Raw genomic sequence first — 25,194 nt, forward strand, 5'->3', positions numbered from 1 at the left:
CACCCGGGATGCTCAGGGATCCGTCAACCGGCCCCGAGCCCTCGTACACGCACGGGATACGACGGCTCGCTCAGGCCGCCCTCGCCCTCCCGGTACACCACCACGTGCCGCCCCTCCCAGCGCGTCACATAGCGCTCGATCTCCGGTTCGTCCCACCCGTCGCCCGCGTCCGGCACGACGAGCCCGCCTCCGCTGCGTCCGCGCGCGGGAGCCCACACCTCCAGCTCCAGACCGCCGTCGGCTCCCCGTACGGGCATGACGGCACCCGCGCGCGCCAGCACCGGAATCCGCGACAAGGGGGCATCGACCAGCACCTGTGCCGGCCCCTCGTACGCCGCCTCGGTGACCGTGTCGTACCAACGCCCTCGCGGCAACTGCACGGCCCGCCGGTCGGCCCCGTGGTCCAGTACGGGCGCCACCAGAAGACAGTCGCCGAGCAAAAAGACGTCCTCGCAGTCACGCAGCGCCCGGTCCTCGGGCGCGCCCCACCACACCGGCCGCACATACGGCGCACCGGTGCGGCGCGCCAGATGCGCCAGGGTCATGAAGTACGGGAGCAGACGTCGCCGCTCGACGAGCGCCACGCGCGCGTGCTCCAGGACGTCGTCACCGAATTCCCAGGGCTCTCTGCGCCCCGCCCGCAGACTGGCGTGCGTACGGAACAGCGGCAGGTACGCGCCCAGCTGGAACCACCGCAGATACAGCTCGGGCGACGGGCTCCCGTCGAAGCCGCCCACATCGGGTCCCGAATACGGCACCCCGCACAGCCCGAGCCCCATCACCAGCGACAGCGACGCCCGCAACCCGGGCCAGCCCGTCGCCACATCCCCGGACCAGGTCCCTCCGTAGCGCTGCATTCCCGCCCACCCGGAGCGTGAGAAGAGGAACGGCCGCTCTTGGGGCGCAAGTTCACGCAGACCCTCGTACCCGGCCCGCGCCATGCCCAGCGCGTACACGTTGTGCGCCTCGCGATGGTCTCCGCGGTGCCCCTCCAAGGAGTGCCGGGCCGAACGCGGCAGCGTCGACTCCCCGAACGCCGTGAACGACGTCGGCTCGTTCATGTCGTGCCAGAACCCGGCGAAGCCCTGCGCGAGCCGCTCCTCGTACAGCCCGCCCCACCAGCGCCGCACGCGCGCGTGGGTGAAATCCGGATAGACCGACTCCCCAGGCCATACGACACCCCGCACGAGCCGCCCCGAGGCATCCCGTACGAAGGCGTCCTCGGCCAGGCCGGTGTCGTACACGGCGTTGCCCGGCTCGGCCTTGACCGCCGGGTCGACGATCGACACCAGACGAATGCCGTCGCGGCGCAACTCCTCGGCGAGCACGGGCAGCTTGGGGAAGTGCTCCCGGTCGACCGTGAACACTTGGTGCGCGTCGTAGTGGTCGATGTCCAGGTGGACCGCGTCGAGCGGAAGACCGCGCTCCTGGTAGCCCGCGACGATCCGCCGCACCTCCTGCTCGCTGCCGAAGCCCCACCGCGCGTGATGGTGCCCCAGCGCCCACGCGGGCGGCAGCGCGGGCGCCCCGGTGAGCGAGGCCCACGCGTGCAGCACGCGCGCGGGGGTGCCCACCATCACCCAGCAGCGCAACGGGCCGCCGTCCATCCGCAGCTCGCACGTCCCGGCCCGGTCGTGCCCGGAGCCGGCCCCCTCCTCACCCTCACGCAACGTCACCGTGCCGTCCCACGACGTGTCGTGGAAGACGAGATGCGTGGCCGCGTCGGCGACCACCATCTGCACGGGCATGGTGATGTACAGCGGATCGTCACCAGGCCCGAAGGCCTGGCCGGGATCCGTGTTCCACAGCCGGTACATCCCGTCGCGCAGCCGGGGTCCCGCCGCGCGCCCGCCCAGGCCGAAGAACCGTGCGTCGGCCGCCACTTCGGAGCGCTGCATCCAGCGGGCCGCGCCGCCGTCGACGGGCTCCCACCAACGGGGCGGCAGATCACGGCGCAGGACCACACCACCGGGCGTACGCACCTCGACCGCGCCGTGCCGTGAGACCACGACCGTCACCCGTTCGGCCACGACCCGCCAGCCACCGTCCTTGTCGGGCTCCAGGACGACCCGCGGGTCCGGTTCCGGGCAGCGGCCCGCGAGCGCGTACGACGGCTCCGGGCCGACCCCGTCCCAGCCCCAGAAGACCGCCCCGCTCACCGCGACCGTGATCCGCAGCTCGGACCGCGCGAACCGGACGACTCCGCCGCCGGGCTCCGGCTCCACACCTCGCACCGGCCCGGGCACCCGGGCGCGCTCGGCGCCCCGCTGCGGCAACCCGGTGGCGTCGGCACGCCTCCTGCGCCACGCGGCCCGCACGGTGCGCAACCCTTGAGTGGCACCCCCCGAGCCGACTGCCTTCACCGAACGCACCAGGTCACGACCGTCCATGCTGCTCACCCTGCCATTGCCGACGCCAAATGGGTGAGTCGTTCAACTCCCGTTCACCCGTGGCGACGCCACATCTTCACGTCGTCGACTATGTGTGGCGCACCCTGGTGCAGAAGTCGATCACATGGCATCGTCCGTGTCAGCCGCGTGACGCGCACACCCCAGCTCGTGCGCGACAGACGCACACGACGCGCACAGTCCGGGAGCCGCCCCATGTCCACCGCGAACCCCTCACCGCTCTGGCAGCCCACTGAGGAACGCATCGCCCAGGCACAGATCACGAAGTTCCAGGCCTGGGCGGCCGAGCACCACGGAGCCCCGTCCGCCGGCGGGTACGCGGCGCTGCACCGCTGGTCGGTGGATGAACTGGACACCTTCTGGAAAGCCGTCACCGAGTGGTTCGACGTACGGTTCTCGACCCCCTACGCGCGCGTGCTCGGCGACCGCTCCATGCCAGGCGCCGAGTGGTTCCCCGGGGCGACCCTCAACTACGCCGAGCACGCCCTGCGGGCGGCCGAGACCCGTGCGGACGAACCGGCCCTCCTGTATGTGGACGAGACCCACGAGGCGACCCCGGTGAGCTGGTCCGAGCTGCGTCGCCAGGTCGGCTCCCTGGCCGCCGAACTGCGCGCCCTCGGCGTACGCCCGGGAGACCGCGTCAGCGGCTATCTCCCGAACATCCCGCAGGCCGTGGTCGCCCTGCTCGCCACAGCCGCTGTGGGAGGCGTCTGGACGTCCTGTGCCCCCGACTTCGGCGCCCGCAGCGTCCTCGACCGCTTCCAGCAGATCGAACCCGTCGTGCTCTTCACGGTCGACGGCTACCGCTACGGCGGCAAGGAGCACGACCGTCGCGACACCGTCGCCGAGCTGCGCCGCGAACTGCCCACCCTGCGCGCCGTCGTCCACATTCCGCTGCTCGGCACCGAGGCACCCGAGGGCGCCCTGGAATGGTCCTCCCTGACCTCCGCCGACGTGGCGCCCCTCTTCGAGGCGGTTCCCTTCGACCACCCCTTGTGGGTGCTCTACTCCTCCGGGACGACCGGCCTTCCCAAGGCCATCGTCCAGTCCCAGGGCGGCATCCTCGTCGAACACCTCAAACAGCTCGGCCTGCACTGCGACCTGGGGCCCGAGGACCGCTTCTTCTGGTACACGTCCACCGGCTGGATGATGTGGAACTTCCTCGTCTCCGGCCTCCTCACGGGCACCACGATCGTCCTGTACGACGGCAGCCCCGGCTACCCGGACACGGGCGCCCAGTGGCGTATCGCCGAACGAACGGGAGCGACCCTCTTCGGCACCTCCGCCGCGTACGTGATGGCGTGCCGCAAGGCGGGCGTCCACCCCTCCCGCGACTTCGACCTCGCGCGCGTGCAGTGCGTCGCCACCACCGGCTCGCCCCTGCCGCCCGACGGCTTCCGCTGGCTGCACGACGAGGTCCGCGAGGATCTGTGGATCGCCTCCGTCAGCGGCGGCACCGACGTGTGCTCCTGCTTCGCAGGAGCCGTACCCACACTCCCGGTGTACATCGGCGAACTCCAAGCCCCCGGTCTCGGCACCGATCTCCAGTCCTGGGACCCCAGCGGAAAGCCCCTCACCGACGAAGTCGGTGAACTCGTGGTCACCAACCCGATGCCGTCCATGCCCATCCGTTTCTGGAACGACCCCGACGGCAGCCGCTACCACGACAGCTACTTCGACACCTACCCCGGAGTGTGGCGCCATGGCGACTGGATCACCGTCACCTCACGCGGCTCCGTCGTCATCCACGGCCGCTCCGACTCCACGCTCAACCGCCAGGGCGTGCGCATGGGGTCGGCCGACATCTACGAAGCCGTCGAACGCCTCCCGGAGATCAAGGAGTCGCTCGTCATCGGTATCGAACAGCCCGACGGCGGCTACTGGATGCCCCTCTTCGTGCACCTCGCCCCCGGAGCCGCACTCGACGATGCCCTCCTGAACCGCATCAAGCAGACCATCCGCGAACAGCTCTCCCCGCGCCACGTTCCCGACGAGGTCATCGAGGTCCCCGGAGTACCCCACACCCTCACGGGCAAGCGCATCGAGGTCCCGGTCAAACGCCTCCTTCAGGGCGCCACCCTGGAGAAGGCGGTCAACATCGGCTCCGTGGACAACGTCGAACTGCTGCGCTTCTACGAAGACCTGGCACGCAAGCGCGCCTGATCAATCCGCCCGGTAGGTGGCCTCGGACTCGTCGAGCAGGGCAGCGAAGTCCGAGGCCAGGCGCACCGCGTCGGCGGGTTCGATCTCCGCGATCGAGAGGCGCGCACCAGGCTCGCAGGCGAGCCGGAAGCGCGCACCCACCGCGACCCACCATCCGTACGTCCGCAGTCCCTGCACGACGACCGACTCGTCCCGCACTTGCACCCACAGGTTCATCCCGCTCACACCACAGGTCTCGATCCCGCGCCCTGCAGCCGAGACACCAGACGGGGCAGCAGATCGGGGTCCGGGTGCCCGCCCGTCCAGTCGCGCTCGGCGGCCGGATCGACGACCGGCTGCCGCTCACCCCGTTCCTGACAGCCCTCCAGATCCCGCGGGCCCTGGCTTCCTCCGCACCGCTGACCACCGACAACTACGCCTTGCTCCTGGCCTTTTCTGCCATCGGCAACCTCGGTGACCGCACCGCCAACGTCCTCACCAAGCTGTATGACACCCGCGTCTCGGGGCCGGGCGGGGGCCGCCACCGCGATTCGGTTTCTCGCAGCCGCGGCCGTCGCCACAGCCCCCCGGGCAGGACCGCATTAGGCGCGACCATGGCTGTGACCTGCTTGTTTCATCACTGCGTCGTGTGTGATCGCCTCGCTCACCCGGCATTGTCAGTGCCGCCAGTTACTGTGAGTGAGCATTGATCGACTGCGCACAGGGGGAAACATGGCGCACATCCAGCACCAGACGATGCGACGCGTCCTGCGCCGCGAAATCGCCGGCACCATCGGCCTCTTGACCGACGAACAGGACTTCTCGGCGATGCGGCGCTACCGCACCTTCACCTTCGACGACCACACGACCTACCTCCAGCAAGTGGAATCCCTGCTCAGGACCCTCGCAGCCCAGGGCAGCCACACCACCGTGGCACTCTTCGACCCCGAGGAGTACGCCGAATTCTGCGCCGAAAGCGGCCTGGAACCCGACGCCCCAGCCAGCCGCACACGCTTCACCGCTGAACTGGCGGCCACGGGCTCCACGGTTCTGTACGACGGACAGCCCCTCGACGAACTCGTCCCGTCCCTGGTCGACGAGGCCGTCCGCAAGGCCACATGGGAGTACGCGACCACACTCCTGGCCCGCATCGGCAACTGCGCATCCTGCGGCGAGGACATCGGCCGAGCGTCCTTCGCCCGCGCCTCCCACCTGCTCTCCCGCATCATCGACACCGCGGGGCGCGGCCACCTTCACCTCGTATGCAGCGTCTCAGCAGCGCCCGAGACGCTCGTCGCCGTACTCCACGCCGATGACGACCCGGCGGGCACCAAGTGCCTCGACGCGTCAGAGGCTCTGGAATTCAGCACCGTGCTGGCCCTGGGCATCGCGACAGGGAGCGCCGGGGGACTGGTCATGCGCACCACCGCGGCCGACGCCACCGACCGTGTCTACGGATGGCGCCTGCGCGAGGACGACCTGGAACCCCTGACCGCCGCAGAGGTCTTCGACGCCTACTGCACGGACGCCGACTCCGGAGACCTCGTCTCCCCGGAATCGGGCGTCGACTACTGCGTGCCGCCCGACCTCGGAGAAGAAGGAGAGAGGACGGGCCACACGCACTGAACGCGAAAGGGGTGCGCCACCCGCAGGTGGCGCACCCCTGGACACCAGTCGATTCAACGACCTTGCCCGGTCACTCGCCGGACAGCACCGCCTGTGCCGCCGTACGCGCCTCTTCGGCCGTGTCCGCGGCACGCGCGGCCGCGGCGGCACGCTCGCACTGGGCCAGCGTGTACTTGGCGAGCGTCGCCCGGACATAGGGAATCGACGCGGCACCCATCGACAGGGAGGTGACACCGAGACCGGTCAGCACACACGCGAGCAGCGGGTCCGATGCGGCCTCACCGCAGACACCACAGCTCTTGCCCTCGGCCTTCGCCGCCTCGGCGGACAGCGCGACCAGGTCGAGCAGCGCGGGCTGCCACGGGTCCTGCAGACGGGACACCGCACCCACCTGCCGGTCGGCGGCGAAGGTGTACTGCGCGAGGTCGTTGGTCCCCAAGGACAGGAACTCGACCTCCTGCAGGATCGACCGCGCCCGCAGCGCGGCCGACGGAATCTCCACCATCGCGCCGAACTTCGCCTGCAGCCCGGCCGCACGGCACGCGTCCGCGAACGCCTTGGCGTCGGTGCGGTCCGCGACCATCGGAGCCATCACTTCGAGGTAGACCGGCAGGCCCTCCGAAGCCTTCGCGAGCGCTGTCAGCTGCGTACGCAGCACGTCGGGGTGGTCGAGCAGCGATCGCAGACCCCGCACACCCAGTGCCGGGTTGGGCTCGTCGGCCGGAGTCAGGAAGTCGAGCGGCTTGTCCGCGCCCGCGTCGAGCACGCGCACCACGACACGGCCCTCGGGGAAGGCCTCGAGTACCTGCCGGTACGCCTCGACCTGCTTCTCCTCGGACGGTGCCTTCTTGCTGTCGTCCAGGAAGAGGAACTCGGTACGGAACAGACCGACACCCTCGGCACCGGCCTCGACAGCGGCCGGCACGTCCGCGGGACCGCCGACGTTCGCCAGCAGCGGCACCTTGTGACCGTCGGAGGTGGCCCCCGGACCCGTCGACGTGGACAGCGCCGCCTTGCGCGCCGCCGCCGCGGCCTCCAGCTGCGCCCTCTTCTCCGCGCTCGGCTCCACGAAGATCTCACCGGTGCTGCCGTCCACGGCGATCACGGTGCCTTCGGCGAGCTCACCGGCACCAGGAAGCGCGACCACGGCGGGAACGCCGAGAGCACGGGCCAGGATCGCGCTGTGGCTGGTCGGCCCGCCCTCCTCGGTGACAAAACCGAGCACAAGAGTGGGGTCGAGCAGCGCGGTGTCCGCGGGCGCGAGATCACGAGCAATAAGGACGTACGGCTCGTCGCTGTCCGGGACACCCGGCATGGGCACCCCGAGCAGCCGGGCGACGATACGGTTCCGCACGTCGTCGAGGTCGGCCACGCGACCGGCGAGGTACTCACCGGCGCCGGCCAGCAGCGCGCGATACGAGGCGAACGCGTCATAGACCGCCCGCTCGGCCGTGCTGCCGACCGCGATACGTCGATCCACATCAGCCATCAGCTCGGGGTCCTGAGCCATCATGGCCTGAGCCTCGAGTACTGCCTGGGCTTCGCCCCCCGCCAGATTGCCGCGCGCAATCAGGTCGGCTGCCACAGCCTCCACGGCCTTGCGGGCACGCCCCTGTTCGCGCTCCGCGTCCTCCGCAGGGATCTGCTTGGCAGGCGGCTCAAGAACCGCCGTTCCCATGTGCCGAACCTCGCCGATCGCCACACCGTGGCTCACGCCGACGCCTCGCAGCGTTGTCTCCATCTCACCCGTCTCCGATAGTGCGGCGCGTCCCGCTGCCGCGGTGGTTGTCGAACTCGCCGTCCATGACGGCATCGATGTCACTGCCAGCCGAAAAGGACGTCGCCGGCCTTCACATCGCCGTCTTCGCGGACATCGGAGAGAGAGTCGCCCGTGGCTTCGAGTGCCACGATCGGGCACACCGGGGACTTGCCGGCCACCTCGACGGCGGCCGGGTTCCAACGCACGACACCCTGGCCGCGCGTCACGGTGTCCCCCTTATTGACGAGTAGCTCGAAGCCCTCGCCGTTGAGCTGCACAGTGTCGATGCCCAGGTGCGTGAGGACACCGTGGCCCTCGCTGTCGACGACGACGAAGGCATGCGGGTGAAGCGAGACAATGACTCCGTCCACGGGGGCGACAGCCTCCGAGGGCTCACGCACAGGGTCGATCGCCATGCCGGGGCCGACCATCGCGCCGGAGAACACGGGATCCGGTACCGCGGCGAGTCCGATGGCGCGTCCTGCGATAGGGGACGTCACGGTGGTCATGGGAAGCCTCCCAGGGGTGGAGATTTATATGGGCCGTCACTGCCTGTCCCGGACGGCGCACTGTCCAGCAGGGTATGTCATATGAAGTGCCGGTTCCGCATGAGAGGTACCGGTTGGCGGCCGTAGAGCACAGCGCAAACGATTTGCGCCCGCTCCAGGCCCGCATGTAGAGTCGTACTCCTGCTTGAGGCCGAGTGACGCGACCAAGCGTCCTTGCCTGGCAGCACCCAACTTGTCAGATCCTATCTCGGGGTCTGGTTCTGCATGTCTGCAGGACCGTGGTCAGAGAGACGGAAAAACACTGGTAGAGTTTGGAACCGCCGGAAAGGGAAACGCGAAAGCGGAAACCTGGAAAGCACCGAGGGAAATCGGACCGGAAACGGTCTGATAGAGTCGGAAACGCAAGAACGAAACAAGAACAAAGCAAGACCGAAGGGAAGCGCCCGGAGGAAAGCCCGAGAGGGTGAGTACAAAGGAAGCGTCCGTTCCTTGAGAACTCAACAGCGTGCCAAAAATCAACGCCAGATATGTTGATACCCCGTCTCCGGCCGATCGGCTGGGACGAGGTTCCTTTGAAAAAGTCCTGCCGGGCACTGCCTGGTAGGCGCACAGCGAGGACGCTGTGAACCGAGGGGATTATTCCTCTCCTTGGTTCCGCTCTCGTGGTGTCCACCCGATTACGGGTAAACATTCACGGAGAGTTTGATCCTGGCTCAGGACGAACGCTGGCGGCGTGCTTAACACATGCAAGTCGAACGATGAAGCCCTTCGGGGTGGATTAGTGGCGAACGGGTGAGTAACACGTGGGCAATCTGCCCTTCACTCTGGGACAAGCCCTGGAAACGGGGTCTAATACCGGATAACACTCCTGCCCGCATGGGTGGGGGTTAAAAGCTCCGGCGGTGAAGGATGAGCCCGCGGCCTATCAGCTTGTTGGTGAGGTAGTGGCTCACCAAGGCGACGACGGGTAGCCGGCCTGAGAGGGCGACCGGCCACACTGGGACTGAGACACGGCCCAGACTCCTACGGGAGGCAGCAGTGGGGAATATTGCACAATGGGCGAAAGCCTGATGCAGCGACGCCGCGTGAGGGATGACGGCCTTCGGGTTGTAAACCTCTTTCAGCAGGGAAGAAGCGAAAGTGACGGTACCTGCAGAAGAAGCGCCGGCTAACTACGTGCCAGCAGCCGCGGTAATACGTAGGGCGCAAGCGTTGTCCGGAATTATTGGGCGTAAAGAGCTCGTAGGCGGCTTGTCACGTCGGGTGTGAAAGCCCGGGGCTTAACCCCGGGTCTGCATTCGATACGGGCTAGCTAGAGTGTGGTAGGGGAGATCGGAATTCCTGGTGTAGCGGTGAAATGCGCAGATATCAGGAGGAACACCGGTGGCGAAGGCGGATCTCTGGGCCATTACTGACGCTGAGGAGCGAAAGCGTGGGGAGCGAACAGGATTAGATACCCTGGTAGTCCACGCCGTAAACGGTGGGAACTAGGTGTTGGCGACATTCCACGTCGTCGGTGCCGCAGCTAACGCATTAAGTTCCCCGCCTGGGGAGTACGGCCGCAAGGCTAAAACTCAAAGGAATTGACGGGGGCCCGCACAAGCAGCGGAGCATGTGGCTTAATTCGACGCAACGCGAAGAACCTTACCAAGGCTTGACATACACCGGAAACGGCCAGAGATGGTCGCCCCCTTGTGGTCGGTGTACAGGTGGTGCATGGCTGTCGTCAGCTCGTGTCGTGAGATGTTGGGTTAAGTCCCGCAACGAGCGCAACCCTTGTTCTGTGTTGCCAGCATGCCCTTCGGGGTGATGGGGACTCACAGGAGACTGCCGGGGTCAACTCGGAGGAAGGTGGGGACGACGTCAAGTCATCATGCCCCTTATGTCTTGGGCTGCACACGTGCTACAATGGCAGGTACAAAGAGCTGCGAAGCCGCGAGGCGGAGCGAATCTCAAAAAGCCTGTCTCAGTTCGGATTGGGGTCTGCAACTCGACCCCATGAAGTCGGAGTTGCTAGTAATCGCAGATCAGCATTGCTGCGGTGAATACGTTCCCGGGCCTTGTACACACCGCCCGTCACGTCACGAAAGTCGGTAACACCCGAAGCCGGTGGCCCAACCCCTTGTGGGAGGGAGCTGTCGAAGGTGGGACTGGCGATTGGGACGAAGTCGTAACAAGGTAGCCGTACCGGAAGGTGCGGCTGGATCACCTCCTTTCTAAGGAGCACTTCTTACCGATCCCTCCGGGGTGAGGTCAGAGGCCAGTACATCGGCGAATGTCCGGTGCTGGTTGCTCATGGGTGGAACGTTGATTATTCGGCACCGTCAGTCATCTCGGGCTGTGAGTACTGTCCTTCGGGGCGTGGAAAGCTGATCACGAGTGGCGAGGGTGTCGGGCACGCTGTTGGGTGTCTGAAGGTACGGCCGATACGGCTGCCTTCAGTGCCGGCCCCAGTGAACTTGCCCAGTAGGGCAGGGTGATGGGTGGTTGGTCGTTGTTTGAGAACTGCACAGTGGACGCGAGCATCTGTGGCCAAGTTTTTAAGGGCGCACGGTGGATGCCTTGGCACCAGGAACCGATGAAGGACGTGGGAGGCCACGATAGTCCCCGGGGAGCCGTCAACCAGGCTTTGATCCGGGGGTTTCCGAATGGGGAAACCCGGCAGTCGTCATGGGCTGTCACCCATACCTGAACACATAGGGTATGTGGAGGGAACGCGGGGAAGTGAAACATCTCAGTACCCGCAGGAAGAGAAAACAACCGTGATTCCGGGAGTAGTGGCGAGCGAAACTGGATGAGGCCAAACCATATGCGTGTGAGACCCGGCAGGGGTTGCGCATGTGGGGTTGTGGGATCTCTCTTTCACAGTCTGCCGGCTGTGAGACGAGTCAGAAACCGTTGATGTAGGCGAAGGACATGCGAAAGGTCCGGCGTAGAGGGTAAGACCCCCGTAGTCGAAACATCAGCGGCTCGTTTGAGAGACACCCAAGTAGCACGGGGCCCGAGAAATCCCGTGTGAATCTGGCGGGACCACCCGCTAAGCCTAAATATTCCCTGGTGACCGATAGCGGATAGTACCGTGAGGGAATGGTGAAAAGTACCGCGGGAGCGGAGTGAAATAGTACCTGAAACCGTGTGCCTACAAGCCGTGGGAGCGTCGCGCATTGAGTTTACTCAATGCGTCGTGACTGCGTGCCTTTTGAAGAATGAGCCTGCGAGTTTGCGGTGTGTTGCGAGGTTAACCCGTGTGGGGAAGCCGTAGCGAAAGCGAGTCCGAATAGGGCGATTTAGTAGCGCGCTCAAGACCCGAAGCGGAGTGATCTAGCCATGGGCAGGTTGAAGCGGCTGTAAGAGGTCGTGGAGGACCGAACCCACCAGGGTTGAAAACCTGGGGGATGACCTGTGGTTAGGGGTGAAAGGCCAATCAAACTCCGTGATAGCTGGTTCTCCCCGAAATGCATTTAGGTGCAGCGTCGTGTGTTTCTTGCCGGAGGTAGAGCACTGGATAGGCGATGGGCCCTACCGGGTTACTGACCTTAGCCAAACTCCGAATGCCGGTAAGTGAGAGCGCGGCAGTGAGACTGTGGGGGATAAGCTCCATGGTCGAGAGGGAAACAGCCCAGAGCATCGACTAAGGCCCCTAAGCGTACGCTAAGTGGGAAAGGATGTGGAGTCGCAGAGACAACCAGGAGGTTGGCTTAGAAGCAGCCACCCTTGAAAGAGTGCGTAATAGCTCACTGGTCTAGTGATTCCGCGCCGACAATGTAGCGGGGCTCAAGCGTACCGCCGAAGTCGTGTCATTCATACAATAGGGCCAACGCCCGTATGGATGGGTAGGGGAGCGTCGTGTGCCGGGTGAAGCCGCGCCGGAAGGCAGTGGTGGACGGTTCACGAGTGAGAATGCAGGCATGAGTAGCGATACACACGTGAGAAACGTGTGCGCCGATTGACTAAGGGTTCCTGGGTCAAGCTGATCTGCCCAGGGTAAGTCGGGACCTAAGGCGAGGCCGACAGGCGTAGTCGATGGATAACCGGTTGATATTCCGGTACCCGCTGTGAAGCGTCAAACATCGAACCAGGCGATGCTAAGTCCGTGAAGCCGCCCCGGAGCCTTCGGGCAAAGGGGAGTGGTGGAGCCGACGGACCAGACCTGTAGTAGGTGAGTGATGGGGTGACGCAGGAAGGTAGTCCATCCCGGGCGGTGGTTGTCCCGGGGTAAGGGTGTAGGCCGTGCGATAGGCAAATCCGTCGCACATGAGGCTGAGACCTGATGCCGAGCCGATTGTGGTGAAGTGGATGATCCTATGCTGTCGAGAAAAGCCTCTAGCGAGTTTCATGGCGGCCCGTACCCTAAACCGACTCAGGTGGTCAGGTAGAGAATACCGAGGCGTTCGGGTGAACTATGGTTAAGGAACTCGGCAAAATGCCCCCGTAACTTCGGGAGAAGGGGGGCCATCACCGGTGAGGGAATTTACTTCCTGAGCTGGGGGTGGCCGCAGAGACCAGCGAGAAGCGACTGTTTACTAAAAACACAGGTCCGTGCGAAGCCGTAAGGCGATGTATACGGACTGACGCCTGCCCGGTGCTGGAACGTTAAGGGGACCGGTTAGTCACTCTTCGGGGTGGCGAAGCTGAGAACTTAAGCGCCAGTAAACGGCGGTGGTAACTATAACCATCCTAAGGTAGCGAAATTCCTTGTCGGGTAAGTTCCGACCTGCACGAATGGCGTAACGACTTCTCGACTGTCTCAACCATAGGCCCGGTGAAATTGCACTACGAGTAAAGATGCTCGTTTCGCGCAGCAGGACGGAAAGACCCCGGGACCTTTACTACAGTTTGATATTGGTGTTCGGTTCGGCTTGTGTAGGATAGCTGGGAGACTTTGAAGCAGGCACGCCAGTGTTTGTGGAGTCGTCGTTGAAATACCAGTCTGGTCGTGCTGGATGTCTAACCTGGGTCCGTGATCCGGATCAGGGACAGTGTCTGATGGGTAGTTTAACTGGGGCGGTTGCCTCCTAAAGAGTAACGGAGGCGCCCAAAGGTTCCCTCAGCCTGGTTGGTAATCAGGTGTTGAGTGTAAGTGCACAAGGGAGCTTGACTGTGAGACCGACGGGTCGAGCAGGGACGAAAGTCGGGACTAGTGATCCGGCGGTGGCTTGTGGAAGCGCCGTCGCTCAACGGATAAAAGGTACCCCGGGGATAACAGGCTGATCTTCCCCAAGAGTCCATATCGACGGGATGGTTTGGCACCTCGATGTCGGCTCGTCGCATCCTGGGGCTGGAGTCGGTCCCAAGGGTTGGGCTGTTCGCCCATTAAAGCGGTACGCGAGCTGGGTTTAGAACGTCGTGAGACAGTTCGGTCCCTATCCGCTGCGCGCGCAGGAATATTGAGAAGGGCTGTCCCTAGTACGAGAGGACCGGGACGGACGAACCTCTGGTGTGCCAGTTGTCCTGCCAAGGGCATGGCTGGTTGGCTACGTTCGGGAGGGATAACCGCTGAAAGCATCTAAGCGGGAAGCCTGCTTCGAGATGAGTATTCCCACCTCCTTGAGAGGGTAAGGCTCCCAGTAGACGACTGGGTTGATAGGCCAGATCTGGAAGCCCGGTAACGGGTGGAGGTGACTGGTACTAATAGGCCGAGGGCTTGTCCTCAGTTGCTCGCGTCCACTGTGTTGGTTCTGAAACCACGAACAACCGTCGTAGCTATGCCACGGCTCCGGTTGACAGTTTCATAGTGTTTCGGTGGTCATAGCGTGAGGGAAACGCCCGGTTACATTCCGAACCCGGAAGCTAAGCCTCACAGCGCCGATGGTACTGCAGGGGGGACCCTGTGGGAGAGTAGGACGCCGCCGAACTCCTTTTAGAGCTCCGTCTCTTGGGCATGCCGCCCAAGAGACGGAGCTTTTTTGTTTTCCAGGGAGAGTCCTCCCGATGGTGCCTCCCCCCTCCGCATCGCAGCGTGAAGGCTGCGGGTAGGGTCAGGGGGCATCGTTGGCTCATTTCCCACAGGAGGCCCCCGGGTGGAGGTCCAGGAGACCCGCGTCCAGACGGACCGGGTCCTCACCATCCCGAACATCCTCAGCATGGCGCGCCTTGCTGGCGTGCCCATCTTCCTGTGGCTGATCCTCAGGCCGGAGTTCGGCGGTCCCAAGAGCGACGGTTGGGCGCTGCTCGTACTGATGCTGAGTGGTATCAGCGACTATCTGGACGGGAAGCTCGCGCGGCGCTGGAACCAGATCAGCAGCCTCGGCCGGCTTCTCGATCCCGCAGCCGACCGGCTCTACATTCTGTCCACCCTCGTGGGCCTCACCTGGCGCGAGATTCTTCCGCTGTGGTTGACGGCTGCACTTCTGGCGCGTGAGCTGGTTCTGCTGGTGGTCGTGGCTGTCCTCCGGCGTCACGGCTATCCGCCCCTCCAGGTGAACTTCCTGGGGAAGGCGGCCACCTTCAACCTGATGTATGCCTTCCCGTTGCTGCTGCTCAGTGACGCAAGCGGATGGATCGCGACACCCGCTGCTATTTTCGGATGGGCGTTCGCCGGATGGGGTACAACGCTCTACTGGTGGGCAGGAATCCTCTACGTGGTTCAGGTCCGCCGTCTTCTCAGGGCGGACGCCATGGCCGATTGAGCTCGCCGATTGCGCGGCTGTAGTGGCTCGATGGCCCGCGGACGAAAAGTGCGGGACAATCTGGACGGGTGAAGTCGGCTAGACCGTCTCTTCAAGGAGGACGCTTCCGACATGAAGGCCGTCGTGATGGCCGGAGGCGAAGGCACACGCCTTCGTCCCATGACCTCAAGCATGCCCAAGCCGCTCCTGCCCGTGGTCAACCGCCCGATCATGGAGCACGTGCTCAGGCTGCTCAAAAGGCATGGGCTCAACGAGACCGTCGTTACTGTCCAGTTCTTGGCATCGCTGGTCAAGAACTACTTCGGTGATGGCGAGGAGCTCGGGATGGAGCTCACCTATGCCAATGAGGAGAAGCCACTCGGTACTGCTGGGAGTGTCAAGAACGCCGAGGAGGCGTTGAAGGACGACACCTTCCTTGTGATCTCCGGTGATGCCCTGACCGACTTCGATCTCACCGACCTCATCAATTTCCACAAGGAAAAAGGCGCGCTGGTCACCGTCTGCCTGACGCGCGTACCGAACCCTCTCGAATTCGGTATCACCATCGTGGACGAAGAGGGCAAGGTCGAGCGCTTCCTGGAGAAGCCGACCTGGGGCCAGGTCTTCTCGGACACGGTGAACACGGGTATCTACGTCATGGAACCCGAAGTCTTCGACTACGTCGAAGCCGATGTCTCCGTCGACTGGTCCGGCGATGTCTTCCCTCAGCTGATGAAGGAGGGCAAGCCGATCTATGGCTATGTCGCCGAGGGCTACTGGGAGGACGTCGGCACCCATGAGAGCTATGTGAAGGCGCAGGCCGACGTCCTGGAGGGCAAGGTCGACGTCGAGATTGACGGCTTCGAGATCTCCCCGGGCGTATGGGTCGCCGAGGGCGCCGAAGTCCATCCCGACGCCATACTGCGTGGGCCTCTTTACATCGGGGACTACGCCAAGGTCGAGGCGGGCGCCGAAATCCGGGAGCACACCGTCGTCGGCTCCAACGTCGTCGTCAAGAGTGGCGCATTCCTGCACAGGGCCGTCGTACATGACAACGTGTACATCGGCCAGCACAGCAATCTGCGTGGCTGCGTCGTCGGGAAGAACACCGACATCATGCGGGCAGCCCGCATCGAGGACGGCGCCGTCATCGGCGATGAATGCCTCGTCGGCGAAGAATCGATCATCCAGGGCAACGTACGCGTCTACCCGTTCAAGACCATTGAGGCCGGCGCCTTCGTCAACACCTCGGTGATCTGGGAGTCGAGGGGCCAGGCGCATCTCTTCGGCGCCCGTGGCGTGTCCGGGATCCTGAACGTGGAGATCACCCCGGAACTCGCCGTGCGCCTCGCGGGGGCGTACGCGACGACGCTCAAGAAGGGCTCCACCGTCACCACGGCCCGCGACCACTCCCGAGGCGCTCGTGCGCTGAAACGGGCGGTCATCTCGGCGCTGCAGGCCAGCGCCATTGAGGTACGCGACCTGGAGAACGTACCGCTGCCGGTGGCCCGGCAGCAGACCGCCAGGGGCAGTGCGGGCGGGATCATGATCAGGACGACGCCCGGTGTGCCGGACTCCGTCGACATCATGTTCTTCGACGGGCAGGGCGCCGATCTGTCGCAGGGAGGGCAGCGGAAGCTCGACCGGGTGTTCGCGCGGCAGGAGTACCGGCGCGCGTTCCCCGGAGAGATCGGGGATCTGCACTTCCCGGCCAGCGTCTTCGACTCGTACACAGGTTCGCTGCTGAGGAATGTCGACACCACCGGGATCGCCGAATCCGGGCTGAAGGTGGTCGTGGATGCCTCGAACGGCAGCGCCGGGCTCGTGCTGCCCAGCCTGTTGGGCAAGCTCGGGGTCGACTCGCTGACCATCAATCCCGGTCTCGACGAGTCCAGGCCGACGGAGACGGCGGACACGCGGCGGGCCGGTCTGGTGCGGCTCGGTGAGATCGTCGCGTCCGCGCGGGCCGCGTTCGGCGTGCGCTTCGACCCGGTGGGGGAGCGGCTCTCGCTCGTCGACGAGAAGGGGCGGATCGTCGAGGACGACCGGGCCCTGCTCGTGATGCTCGACCTGGTGGCCGCGGAGCGGCGCAGTGGGCGGGTGGCACTGCCGGTGACCACCACGCGGATCGCCGAGCAGGTGGCGGCGTACCACGGGACGCAGGTGGAATGGACGACCACGTCTCCGGACGATCTGACGCGGGTCGGGCGCGACGAGTCGACGATCTTCGGTGGTGATGGCCGTGGTGGGTTCATCATTCCCGAGTTCAGCGGCGTGTTCGACGGCGCGGCCGCCTTCGTACGACTTATCGGGCTGGTGGCGCGGACGCAGCTCACCCTCAGCCAGATCGACGCGCGGATTCCGCGGGCGCACGTCCTCAAGCGCGATCTCGCGACTCCTTGGGCCGTCAAGGGACTTGTGATGCGCCGGGTCGTGGAAGAGGCCGGAGACCGGTTCGTGGACACGACGGATGGCGTACGGGTCGTGGAGACGGACGGGCGCTGGGTGATGGTGCTTCCGGACCCCGCGGAAGCGGTCACGCATCTGTGGGCCGAAGGCCCGGACGACGCGTCCGCGGAGGCCTTGCTCGATGAGTGGGCGGCCGTCGTGGACAGCGCCGGTCGCTGAAACACCCCGCACGCGTGCGTGCCGGACAAGTGCCCCCAAAGGGGCCTGTCCGGCACGCCGGTGGGGCCATTCGGAGGTAGTGCCCGCGACGTGCGACGATGTGCGGCATGCCGCAGCAGCCCCCCGTTCGGAGCAGTCCGCCGCGCCCCTCGCGCCCGGATGCCTCCATGTCGCTGCTCACCAACGTCATGGACCACAGCCTCGACGACGGATACGCCGAGGCGGCCGCCCGTAAGAAGGCCGAGGGCGCCGGTGGCATGCCGAAGACGGTGCGGGCGAAGCTCGGTCTCGCTGCAGGTCTCGTACTCGCGGCCCTCGTGGTGACCGTGGGAGCGGCGAACGCGCGGATAGCGGCGCCTGTAGTCGCGAAGGAGCGCCAGGAGCTCATCGACCGCATCGAGCGCGAGACCACGGCCGCCGACAAGCTCGAAAGCAATGTGGACACCCTGCGTGCCGATGTGAGCGCGCGGCAGCGTGCGGCGCTCAAGAAGGACGGGGGCGGCGAGCAGGCCGACCTGGTGAGCATCCTGTCGGGCGCCACCGCTGTGCACGGCCCCGGGGTGAAGCTCGTTGTGAACGACTCCAAGGAAGCCAGCACGGGCGGTGACGGCAGCAATCCGCGGGAGACCTCCGGGTTCTCCGACACCGGACGAGTCCGCGACCGTGACATGCAGCGCGTCGTCAACGGGCTCTGGGAGTCGGGCGCCGAGGCCATCGCGGTCAACGGACAGCGGCTGACAGCCCTGTCGGCGATCCGGGCCGCGGGTGACGCGATACTGGTCGACAACAAGCCGCTGGTGCCGCCGTACACGGTGCTCGCGGTGGGGGACGGCCAGCGGCTCAGCACCAGGTTCCAGAACAGTGCCGACGGGCTCTATCTGCACGCCCTGCAAGAGAACTACGGCATCCGGACCAGCATTTCCGCCGAGGACGACGTCCGGTTGTCGGCCGCACCGAGTGTGATCGTACGTACAGCACAGCCGAGCACAGAGAAGGGCACATCGTGATCGCCGTACTGGGCCTCGTCGTGGGAGTCGTGGCTGGATTGTTGGTCCGGCCCGAGGTTCCAGCGGTCGTCGAGCCTTATCTCCCGATCGCCGTCGTGGCGGCGCTCGACGCCGTGTTCGGAGGGCTGCGCGCGATGCTCGACGGCATCTTCGACGACAAGGTCTTCGTGGTGTCGTTCCTGTCGAACGTGGTCGTGGCCGCGCTGATCGTCTTCCTGGGCGACAAGTTGGGCGTGGGCGCCCAGCTCTCCACGGGCGTAGTGGTCGTGCTCGGCATCCGCATCTTCTCCAACGCCGCGGCGATCCGCCGTCACGTGTTCCGGGCGTGAGGCCGATGAGCAACGAGGACGAGACACCTCAGCCCTCCGAGACCCCTCAGCCCTCCGGGACCCCGGAGAACCGGCTGCGCAAGGAACTGCCCGAAGAGGTGCCCGCCGCAGCTCGCGCGGATTCCGAGGAAAGGAAGCACGATGCGGACACCGGACCGACGCTGACCGGCCGTCAGCGGCTGGTCAAGGGCGTGTGGCCGCCGCGTGTCACGCGCGCGCAACTCATCGTCGCCGTGCTGCTGTTCGGCCTCGGTTTCGGTCTGGCCGTCCAGGTCGCGTCCAACAGCGACAGCGGCAGCGCCCTGCGCGGCGCACGTCAAGAAGATCTCGTACGCATCCTCGATGAACTCGACAACCGTACGCAGCGTCTTGAAGACGAGAAGCAGGGTCTCGAAGATCAGCGCACCGAGCTGGAGAACAGCTCGAACCAGGCCGAGGAGGCTCGCAAGCAGACGGTCGAGAAGGAGAAGCAACTCGGCATTCTGGCGGGCACCGTGGCGGCGCAGGGACCCGGCATCACCCTGACGATCAACGACACGAAGGGGACGGTAAAGGCGGACATGCTGCTCGACGCGATCCAGGAGCTGCGCGCGGCCGGCGCGGAGGCGATCCAGGTGAACGGCGTACGCGTGGTCGCCAGTACCTATCTGACGGACTCCGGCAGCGGAGTGAAGGTGGACGGGAACAAGATCACCCAGCCCTATCGTTTCAAGGTCATCGGCAAGCCGCAGGACCTGGAACCGGCGCTCAACATCCCCGGAGGCGTGGTGCAGACACTGGAGAAGGAGCAGGCCACCGTCACGGTGGACCGCTCGACGAAGATCGTTGTGGACGCCTTGCGACCGGCGAAGCGGCCTGACTACGCTCGGTCGTCCTCCCAGTGAGCCGGCGCCGCATGGGGGGCGCCCGGCCAGGGCATGAGGTTGCGGGGGGTCGGCGCACCGAATGGGTGGTGCGTGGTGGAAACTGTCTGGTGGTTACGGACGTTGTGAGGATGTCCGGGTCGACCGGTGTGTTCAATCAGGGTTCGTCCTGCCCCACGGGCGGGTCTGTTTCGGTCAAGGGGAATCGCCCGTGAAGTTGTTTGCGAAGTTGTTCGGCAAGAGCGCGCGAGAGGGCAGCGCCGACAATGCGACTGCCCGTCACCGTGCACCACGCCATGGAGACGCGGAGGGCCAGGGCGGCGACCGCCCGCTGTTCCGGGACCAGGTCGGTGACATTCCCGGTGGTCAGGGCGCGCCGTCTGTTGACCCTGCCCAGTCCGGCCGCATAGGTTTCGGGGAACCGTCAACCTCAAGTACGGGTGGAGGGTTCGCCTCCGATCCGTACGCGTCCCATGCCCCTGGGGGGCAGCCGCGGCAGGAGGATCCGTCCATGTCGGCCCTGGTGTGTACGAGGTGCGGTAACCGCAACGCGGAGAACAGCCGCTTCTGTTCCAACTGCGGTGCGCCGCTGCGAGGCGGGGCGGAGCGTCCGTCCGAGACGACGTCCACGATCTCCATTTCGGGCCTTGAGGCCTATGACGCCGAGGTGACGGGCCAGACGCTGTCGCCGATGCTCTCCCCGGAGGCGCAGGCGGCCGTCGACGCGCTGCCGCTCGGCTCGGCGCTCCTGGTGGTGCGCCGTGGCCCGAACTCGGGCAGCCGCTTCCTGCTGGACGGCGAGCTGACCACGGCGGGGCGTCATCCGCAGAGCGACATCTTCCTGGACGACGTGACCGTGTCGCGCCGCCATGTGGAGTTCCGTCGTGTCGCGGACGGCTCGTTCACGGTCGCCGACGTCGGCAGCCTGAACGGCACGTACGTCAACCGTGAGCGGATCGACCAGGTCGCTCTGTCGAACGGTGACGAGGTGCAGATCGGCAAGTACCGGCTGGTCTTCTACGCGAGCCAGCGGGGCATCTGACCCTCCCCCAGACGTCGTCCGGGGGGACTCCCAGGGAATGTCCATGCTTCAAACACCGAGCGGCGGTGCCGGCAGCGGTACCGCCGCCGCGGACAGTGGGCTGATGAGCATCGGCGTGGTGCTGAACGCGCTGCGTGACGAGTTCCCCGAAGTCACCATCTCCAAGATCAGGTTCCTGGAGTCGGAGGGGCTCATCGAGCCGCAGCGGACCCCTTCGGGGTATCGCAAGTTCAGCGCGCACGACGTCGAGCGCCTCGGCCACGTTCTGAGGATGCAGCGGGACCACTATCTGCCGCTGAAGGTGATCCGCGAGCATCTGGAGGCCCTGGAGCGCGGTGAGCCGGTGCGGCTGCCGTCCGTGGGGCGTCAGCGCGACTCCGGCGAGGGGGAACCGCTCGGGGACCTCTTCGGGGAGCCGGAGGCGCCCACAGCGGCCCGGGTGGGCCGTGCCGAGCTGCTGGCGGCCGCCGAGATCGGTGAGCAGGAGCTCGAGGAGTGGGAGTCGTACGGGCTGATCGCGGCCCTGCCCGACGGTGTGTACGACGCCGAGGCCGTGACCGTCGCCGCGCTCGTGGTCGAGCTGGGGCGGTTCGGGATCGAGCCGCGGCATCTGCGTGCGATGAAGGCCGCGGCCGAGCGTGACGCGGGCCTTGTGGACCAGGTGGTGGCCCCGCTGCGGCGTCACCGCAACCCGCAGACCAGGGCGCACGCGGAGGCCCGTACGAAGGAGCTGGCGGGGCTCACGGTGAAGCTGCACGCGGCACTGGTGCAGACCGCGCTGGGCGTGCGACTGCGCTGACCCGGGGCGCCCGCCCAGGCTGTGGATCGTCCACCCGTTCTGTGCCCGACTACCCAAACGTCCCGGGCACGGCCTAGGGTTGCTGTGTGAACGAGCTCGATGTCGTAGGTGTCCGGGTCGAAATGCCCTCCAACCAACCGATCGTGCTTCTGCGTGAAGTGGGAGGCGACCGCTACCTCCCCATCTGGATCGGACCGGGGGAGGCGACGGCGATCGCCTTCGCCCAGCAGGGCATGGCCCCCGCACGACCGCTGACCCACGACCTGTTCAAGGACGTGCTGGAGGCCGTCGGTCAGGAGCTCACCGAAGTGCGCATCACGGACCTGCGTGAGGGTGTCTTCTACGCGGAACTGGTGTTCGCCAGCGGGATCGAGGTGAGTGCGCGGCCCTCCGACGCCATAGCGCTGGCCCTGCGCACCGGCACGCCGATCTACGGCAGCGACGGAGTCCTCGACGACGCCGGCATCGCGATCCCGGACGAGCAGGAGGACGAGGTGGAGAAGTTCCGCGAGTTCCTCGACCAGATCTCGCCCGAGGACTTCGGTACCAACAGCCAGTGACGCCCTGGAGCGTCAGGCAGCTCCGGGCGGCAATTGCCTGCGGCGCGTGTGGTGCGCCGCGGTCCGCCCCGAGAGCATTCGGCTAGCCTTTCCCCGCGGTGGGGCACGGGAAACCACTCCTAGGGTGATTATCACTCGGCGTGCCGAGTGTGGCGATCGTTGACGCGCCCCTGGTGACTGCCTACCGTCGAGAAGGCAGGTCAAGGACGGAGGTCGGCGTGAGAAGCAGCGGCGACGGTACGGCTGGGGGTGCCCCCGGACGCGGTCTGGGGGAGAGCGGCCCGTACCCGCTTCACGGCAGCGCGGCCGATCACGTTCCGCGGCGGCCGACGGCAGTGCCGGGCGAGGGAGGGGCGGTTTCCGAGGAGATCGGTTACCGCGGTCCCACGGCGTGCGCGGCCGCGGGCATCACCTACCGGCAGCTGGACTACTGGGCGAGGACCGGTCTGGTCGAGCCGAGCGTGCGGCCCGCCTACGGCTCGGGGACGCAGCGTCTCTACAGCTTCCGGGACGTCGTCGTCCTGAAGATCGTCAAGCGGTTCCTCGACACCGGGGTCTCGCTGCAGAACATCCGCACCACCGTCCAGCACCTCAGGGAGCGCGGCTTCCGGGACCTGGAGCGGATGACGCTGATGAGCGACGGTGCGACGGTCTACGAATGCACGTCCCCCGACGACGTCCACGCCCTGCTCCAGGGCGGCCAGGGGATCTTCGGGATCGCCGTCGGCGTGGTCTGGCGGGACGTGGAGAGTGCCCTCTCACAGCTGCACGGGGAGCGCGTGGACACGGGCGAGACGCTCGTCGGACACAACCCCACGGACGAGCTGGCCCGGCGGCGCAACCGGGCCGTCTGAGGGGCTGGCGGGGCCGCGCGGGAGTCTGTCGTACGGGCGAGGCCCAAGGGGAGCGGGCCGTACCGGGGCATTGTCAGTGGCGTAGGGCAGCATCGGACATGTGAGAACCGCGCCCACGATCCTGCATCTCGACATGGATGCCTTCTTCGCCTCGGCGGAGCAGGCATCCAAGCCGAGCCTGCGCGGGAAAGCCGTCGTGGTGGGCGGGCTCGGACCACGCGGAGTCGTCGCCACCGCCTCGTACGAGGCACGCGTCTTCGGAGTGCACTCGGCGATGCCCATGGCCCAGGCCCGCCGGCTCGCGCCGAACGCCGCGTATCTCGTGCCGCGCTTCGGGCTGTACCGGGGGGTCAGCGAGCAGGTGATGGGGCTGCTGCGGGCCCTGTCGCCCCTGGTGGAGCCGTTGAGCCTGGACGAGGCCTTCGTGGACCTGGAGGCGGGTGAGACGGCCTGGGACGAGGGCTCGGCACGGCTGGCCGGGGAGAAGCTGCGCGCGGACATCCGGGCCGTCACGGGGCTCACCGGGTCGGTGGGGCTCGCCGCCTCCAAGATGCTCGCGAAGATCGCCTCGGAGCAGGCCAAGCCCGACGGGCTGGTGCTGATAGAGCCGGGGACCGAGCGCGCGCTGCTGGGACCGATGTCGGTGCGGACGCTGCCGGGCGTGGGGCCCGCGACCGGGGACCATCTGCGGCGGGCCGGGATAACCACCGTGGAGGAGCTCGCCGAGGCGGGCGAGGACGAGCTCGTACGGCTGCTGGGGAAAGCGCACGGGCATGGGCTTCACGCCATGGCGCTGGCGCATGACGAGCGGCCCGTGGTGGCCGAGCGGGAGACCAAGTCGGTGTCGGTCGAGGACACGTACGACGTGGACATCCATGACCGGGTGCGGGTCGGCCTGGAGGTGCAGCGGCTCGCGGACCGGTGTGTGCGGCGGCTGCGGGGGGCCGGGCTGTCCGGGCGGACCATCGTCTTGAAGGTTCGGCGGTACGACTTCTCGACGCTGACCCGGTCCGAGACACTGCGGGGGCCCACGGACGATCCGGCGGTGGTGCGGGAGGCTGCCGCGCGGCTGTTGGAGGGGGTGGACACGACCGGGGGTGTGCGGTTGCTGGGGGTAGGTGTGTCGGGGCTGGCCGATTACACGCAGGAGGATCTGTTCGCGCAGGCACGGGCGCAGGCCGAGGCCGCCGCGGGGGTATCGGCGGATCAGGAGGAGGTGGAGGAGGCGTCGGAGGTGGCCGGCGCCGAGCATGTGCCGCCTGCCGAGCGACGGTGGCCCGCGGGCCATGACGTGCGGCACGCCGAGTTCGGGCATGGGTGGGTGCAGGGGAGTGGGCTGGGCAGGGTGACTGTGCGGTTCGAGACGCCTTACTCCGAGCCGGGGCGTGTGCGGACGTTCCGTACGGATGACTCGGCGTTGGAGTTGGCGGATCCGTTGCCGTTGGTGGTGGGGGCCGTGTGCGATAGCCGTGGGGGGTGAGGTCGGTTGGGTGGTGCGGGTTGTCTGTGGCTGGTCGCGCCCACGCGGCGGAGCCGCATGATGTCAGAGCCCCGCGCCCCTTACGGGGCGCCAAAGCGGGGGTCAAGCAGTGTCATCACCCCTCGTCCGTTCCTGCCAAGTGGCCGAAATCCCGGTCCGGGGGCGGAGGCGGGGCTGCCACGTCCAGGCCGTAGTGGTGGTAGAGCTGGAGTTCCTGTTCGGGGGAGAGGTGGCGGCCGACGCCGAAGTCGGGGGCGTCCTTGATCAGGGCTCGGTCGAAGGGGATGCGCAGGGCACCCTCGACGAGTTCACTGGGCTCCAGGGGCACGAAGGCGTCCCTGCTGAACAGGCCTGTGCGTATGGCCGCCCACTCCGGGACCCCGGTCGCGTCGTCGAGGTAGACCTCGTCGATCGTGCCGATCTTGGTGCCATTGCGGTCGAACGCCTTGCGGCCGATCAGGTTGCGCGGATCGATGTCGGTCTGCACGGTCCCTCCACTTGGTCGCAACTCATCCGTAAGCACTACAAAAGAGCACATTCAGGATGGCGGCCACTCGAAGGCTTGGGTCTTGTCCTCGCT

General features: G+C 66.3%; 17 protein-coding genes and 3 rRNA genes. 15 read left to right on the forward strand and 5 right to left on the reverse strand.

Annotated features, from left to right (window positions below):
• Positions 1-23: 23 nt before the first annotated feature.
• Positions 24-2,390, reverse strand: coding sequence for a glycoside hydrolase family 31 protein (locus OIC96_RS40390; RefSeq protein ID WP_330303080.1), 2,367 nt, complete (start codon positions 2,388-2,390; stop codon positions 24-26).
• Positions 2,391-2,603: 213 nt separating this feature from the next.
• Here OIC96_RS40390 and OIC96_RS40395 point away from each other — a divergent pair, with 213 nt between their 5' ends.
• Positions 2,604-4,571, forward strand: a complete 1,968-nt coding sequence (locus OIC96_RS40395) for an acetoacetate--CoA ligase (protein ID WP_330303079.1) — start codon at positions 2,604-2,606, stop codon at positions 4,569-4,571.
• Here the strand turns inward: OIC96_RS40395 and OIC96_RS40400 are convergent, their stop codons facing one another.
• On the reverse strand, positions 4,572-4,787 hold the full coding sequence (locus OIC96_RS40400; protein WP_330303078.1) for a hypothetical protein: 216 nt from the start codon (positions 4,785-4,787) through the stop codon (positions 4,572-4,574).
• A 495-nt stretch (positions 4,788-5,282) separates the two neighbouring features.
• On the opposite strand from OIC96_RS40400, the gene OIC96_RS40405 reads away from it, so the two are divergent.
• Positions 5,283-6,176, forward strand: coding sequence for a hypothetical protein (locus tag OIC96_RS40405; protein ID WP_330303077.1), 894 nt, complete (start codon positions 5,283-5,285; stop codon positions 6,174-6,176).
• Between the two features lie 70 nt (positions 6,177-6,246).
• Here the strand turns inward: OIC96_RS40405 and ptsP are convergent, their stop codons facing one another.
• Complete coding sequence (gene ptsP, locus OIC96_RS40410) at positions 6,247-7,917, reverse strand: phosphoenolpyruvate--protein phosphotransferase (RefSeq protein ID WP_330303076.1); 1,671 nt, start codon at positions 7,915-7,917, stop codon at positions 6,247-6,249.
• Between the two features lie 77 nt (positions 7,918-7,994).
• On the reverse strand, positions 7,995-8,444 hold the full coding sequence (locus OIC96_RS40415; RefSeq protein ID WP_330303075.1) for a PTS sugar transporter subunit IIA: 450 nt from the start codon (positions 8,442-8,444) through the stop codon (positions 7,995-7,997).
• A gap of 690 nt (positions 8,445-9,134) precedes the next feature.
• Here OIC96_RS40415 and OIC96_RS40420 point away from each other — a divergent pair.
• The 13 genes from OIC96_RS40420 (at position 9,135) to OIC96_RS40480 (ending at position 24,614) form a co-directional block, all read left to right on the forward strand.
• Positions 9,135-10,660: ribosomal RNA gene (locus OIC96_RS40420) — 16S ribosomal RNA — on the forward strand.
• Between the two features lie 314 nt (positions 10,661-10,974).
• Positions 10,975-14,096, forward strand: a 23S ribosomal RNA gene (locus OIC96_RS40425).
• Between the two features lie 86 nt (positions 14,097-14,182).
• Positions 14,183-14,299, forward strand: a 5S ribosomal RNA gene (gene rrf / locus OIC96_RS40430).
• The 16S, 23S and 5S rRNA genes sit together here, the layout of an rRNA operon.
• 165 nt (positions 14,300-14,464) lie before the next feature.
• Positions 14,465-15,073 carry a CDP-alcohol phosphatidyltransferase family protein gene (locus OIC96_RS40435; protein ID WP_327427142.1) on the forward strand — a complete coding sequence of 203 codons (609 nt, stop codon included), beginning with the start codon at positions 14,465-14,467 and terminating at the stop codon, positions 15,071-15,073.
• Between the two features lie 111 nt (positions 15,074-15,184).
• The gene (locus tag OIC96_RS40440) at positions 15,185-17,680 is read left to right on the forward strand and encodes a mannose-1-phosphate guanyltransferase (RefSeq protein WP_330303074.1); all 2,496 of its coding nucleotides are present in this window, start codon (positions 15,185-15,187) and stop codon (positions 17,678-17,680) included.
• Positions 17,681-17,847: 167 nt separating this feature from the next.
• Complete coding sequence (locus OIC96_RS40445; protein ID WP_330310012.1) at positions 17,848-18,687, forward strand: DUF881 domain-containing protein; 840 nt, start codon at positions 17,848-17,850, stop codon at positions 18,685-18,687.
• The gene (locus OIC96_RS40450) at positions 18,684-19,016 is read left to right on the forward strand and encodes a small basic family protein (protein WP_003988855.1); all 333 of its coding nucleotides are present in this window, start codon (positions 18,684-18,686) and stop codon (positions 19,014-19,016) included. The genes OIC96_RS40445 and OIC96_RS40450 overlap by 4 nt, the downstream gene beginning before the upstream one ends.
• 5 nt (positions 19,017-19,021) lie before the next feature.
• On the forward strand, positions 19,022-19,900 hold the full coding sequence (locus OIC96_RS40455) for a DUF881 domain-containing protein (protein ID WP_330303073.1): 879 nt from the start codon (positions 19,022-19,024) through the stop codon (positions 19,898-19,900).
• A 61-nt stretch (positions 19,901-19,961) separates the two neighbouring features.
• The gene (locus OIC96_RS40460; protein ID WP_330303072.1) at positions 19,962-20,921 is read left to right on the forward strand and encodes an FHA domain-containing protein; all 960 of its coding nucleotides are present in this window, start codon (positions 19,962-19,964) and stop codon (positions 20,919-20,921) included.
• 43 nt (positions 20,922-20,964) lie between these two features.
• Positions 20,965-21,720 (forward strand): transcriptional regulator FtsR, encoded by a 756-nt coding sequence (gene ftsR / locus OIC96_RS40465; RefSeq protein WP_330303071.1) that lies wholly within the window; start codon positions 20,965-20,967, stop codon positions 21,718-21,720.
• Positions 21,721-21,806: 86 nt separating this feature from the next.
• Positions 21,807-22,280 (forward strand): bifunctional nuclease family protein, encoded by a 474-nt coding sequence (locus OIC96_RS40470; RefSeq protein WP_153291781.1) that lies wholly within the window; start codon positions 21,807-21,809, stop codon positions 22,278-22,280.
• 218 nt (positions 22,281-22,498) lie between these two features.
• Positions 22,499-23,134 (forward strand): MerR family transcriptional regulator, encoded by a 636-nt coding sequence (locus tag OIC96_RS40475; RefSeq protein WP_330303070.1) that lies wholly within the window; start codon positions 22,499-22,501, stop codon positions 23,132-23,134.
• Between the two features lie 100 nt (positions 23,135-23,234).
• Complete coding sequence (locus tag OIC96_RS40480; protein ID WP_330303069.1) at positions 23,235-24,614, forward strand: DNA polymerase IV; 1,380 nt, start codon at positions 23,235-23,237, stop codon at positions 24,612-24,614.
• A 115-nt stretch (positions 24,615-24,729) separates the two neighbouring features.
• On the opposite strand, the gene OIC96_RS40485 is transcribed toward OIC96_RS40480, so the two are convergent.
• The gene (locus tag OIC96_RS40485; RefSeq protein WP_330303068.1) at positions 24,730-25,101 is read right to left on the reverse strand and encodes a PRC-barrel domain-containing protein; all 372 of its coding nucleotides are present in this window, start codon (positions 25,099-25,101) and stop codon (positions 24,730-24,732) included.
• Positions 25,102-25,194 lie beyond the last annotated feature (93 nt).

Origin of the sequence: Streptomyces sp. NBC_00775 (assembly GCF_036347135.1) — a bacterium.
Taxonomy (GTDB): Bacteria; Actinomycetota; Actinomycetes; order Streptomycetales; family Streptomycetaceae; genus Streptomyces; species Streptomyces lutosisoli.

Bases quoted from the DNA above. Each gene is read 5' to 3' on its own strand.
- OIC96_RS40390 (WP_330303080.1), bottom strand. From the start codon at position 2,390: ATGGACGGTCGTGACCTGGTGCGTTCGGTGAAGGCAGTCGGCTCGGGG.
- OIC96_RS40395 (WP_330303079.1), top strand. From the start codon at position 2,604: ATGTCCACCGCGAACCCCTCACCGCTCTGGCAGCCCACTGAGGAACGC.
- OIC96_RS40400 (WP_330303078.1), bottom strand. From the start codon at position 4,787: ATGAACCTGTGGGTGCAAGTGCGGGACGAGTCGGTCGTCGTGCAGGGA.
- OIC96_RS40405 (WP_330303077.1), top strand. From the start codon at position 5,283: ATGGCGCACATCCAGCACCAGACGATGCGACGCGTCCTGCGCCGCGAA.
- ptsP (WP_330303076.1), bottom strand. From the start codon at position 7,917: ATGGAGACAACGCTGCGAGGCGTCGGCGTGAGCCACGGTGTGGCGATC.
- OIC96_RS40415 (WP_330303075.1), bottom strand. From the start codon at position 8,444: ATGACCACCGTGACGTCCCCTATCGCAGGACGCGCCATCGGACTCGCC.
- OIC96_RS40440 (WP_330303074.1), top strand. From the start codon at position 15,185: ATGAAGGCCGTCGTGATGGCCGGAGGCGAAGGCACACGCCTTCGTCCC.
- OIC96_RS40445 (WP_330310012.1), top strand. From the start codon at position 17,848: ATGTCGCTGCTCACCAACGTCATGGACCACAGCCTCGACGACGGATAC.
- OIC96_RS40455 (WP_330303073.1), top strand. From the start codon at position 19,022: ATGAGCAACGAGGACGAGACACCTCAGCCCTCCGAGACCCCTCAGCCC.
- OIC96_RS40460 (WP_330303072.1), top strand. From the start codon at position 19,962: ATGGGTGGTGCGTGGTGGAAACTGTCTGGTGGTTACGGACGTTGTGAG.
- ftsR (WP_330303071.1), top strand. From the start codon at position 20,965: ATGCTTCAAACACCGAGCGGCGGTGCCGGCAGCGGTACCGCCGCCGCG.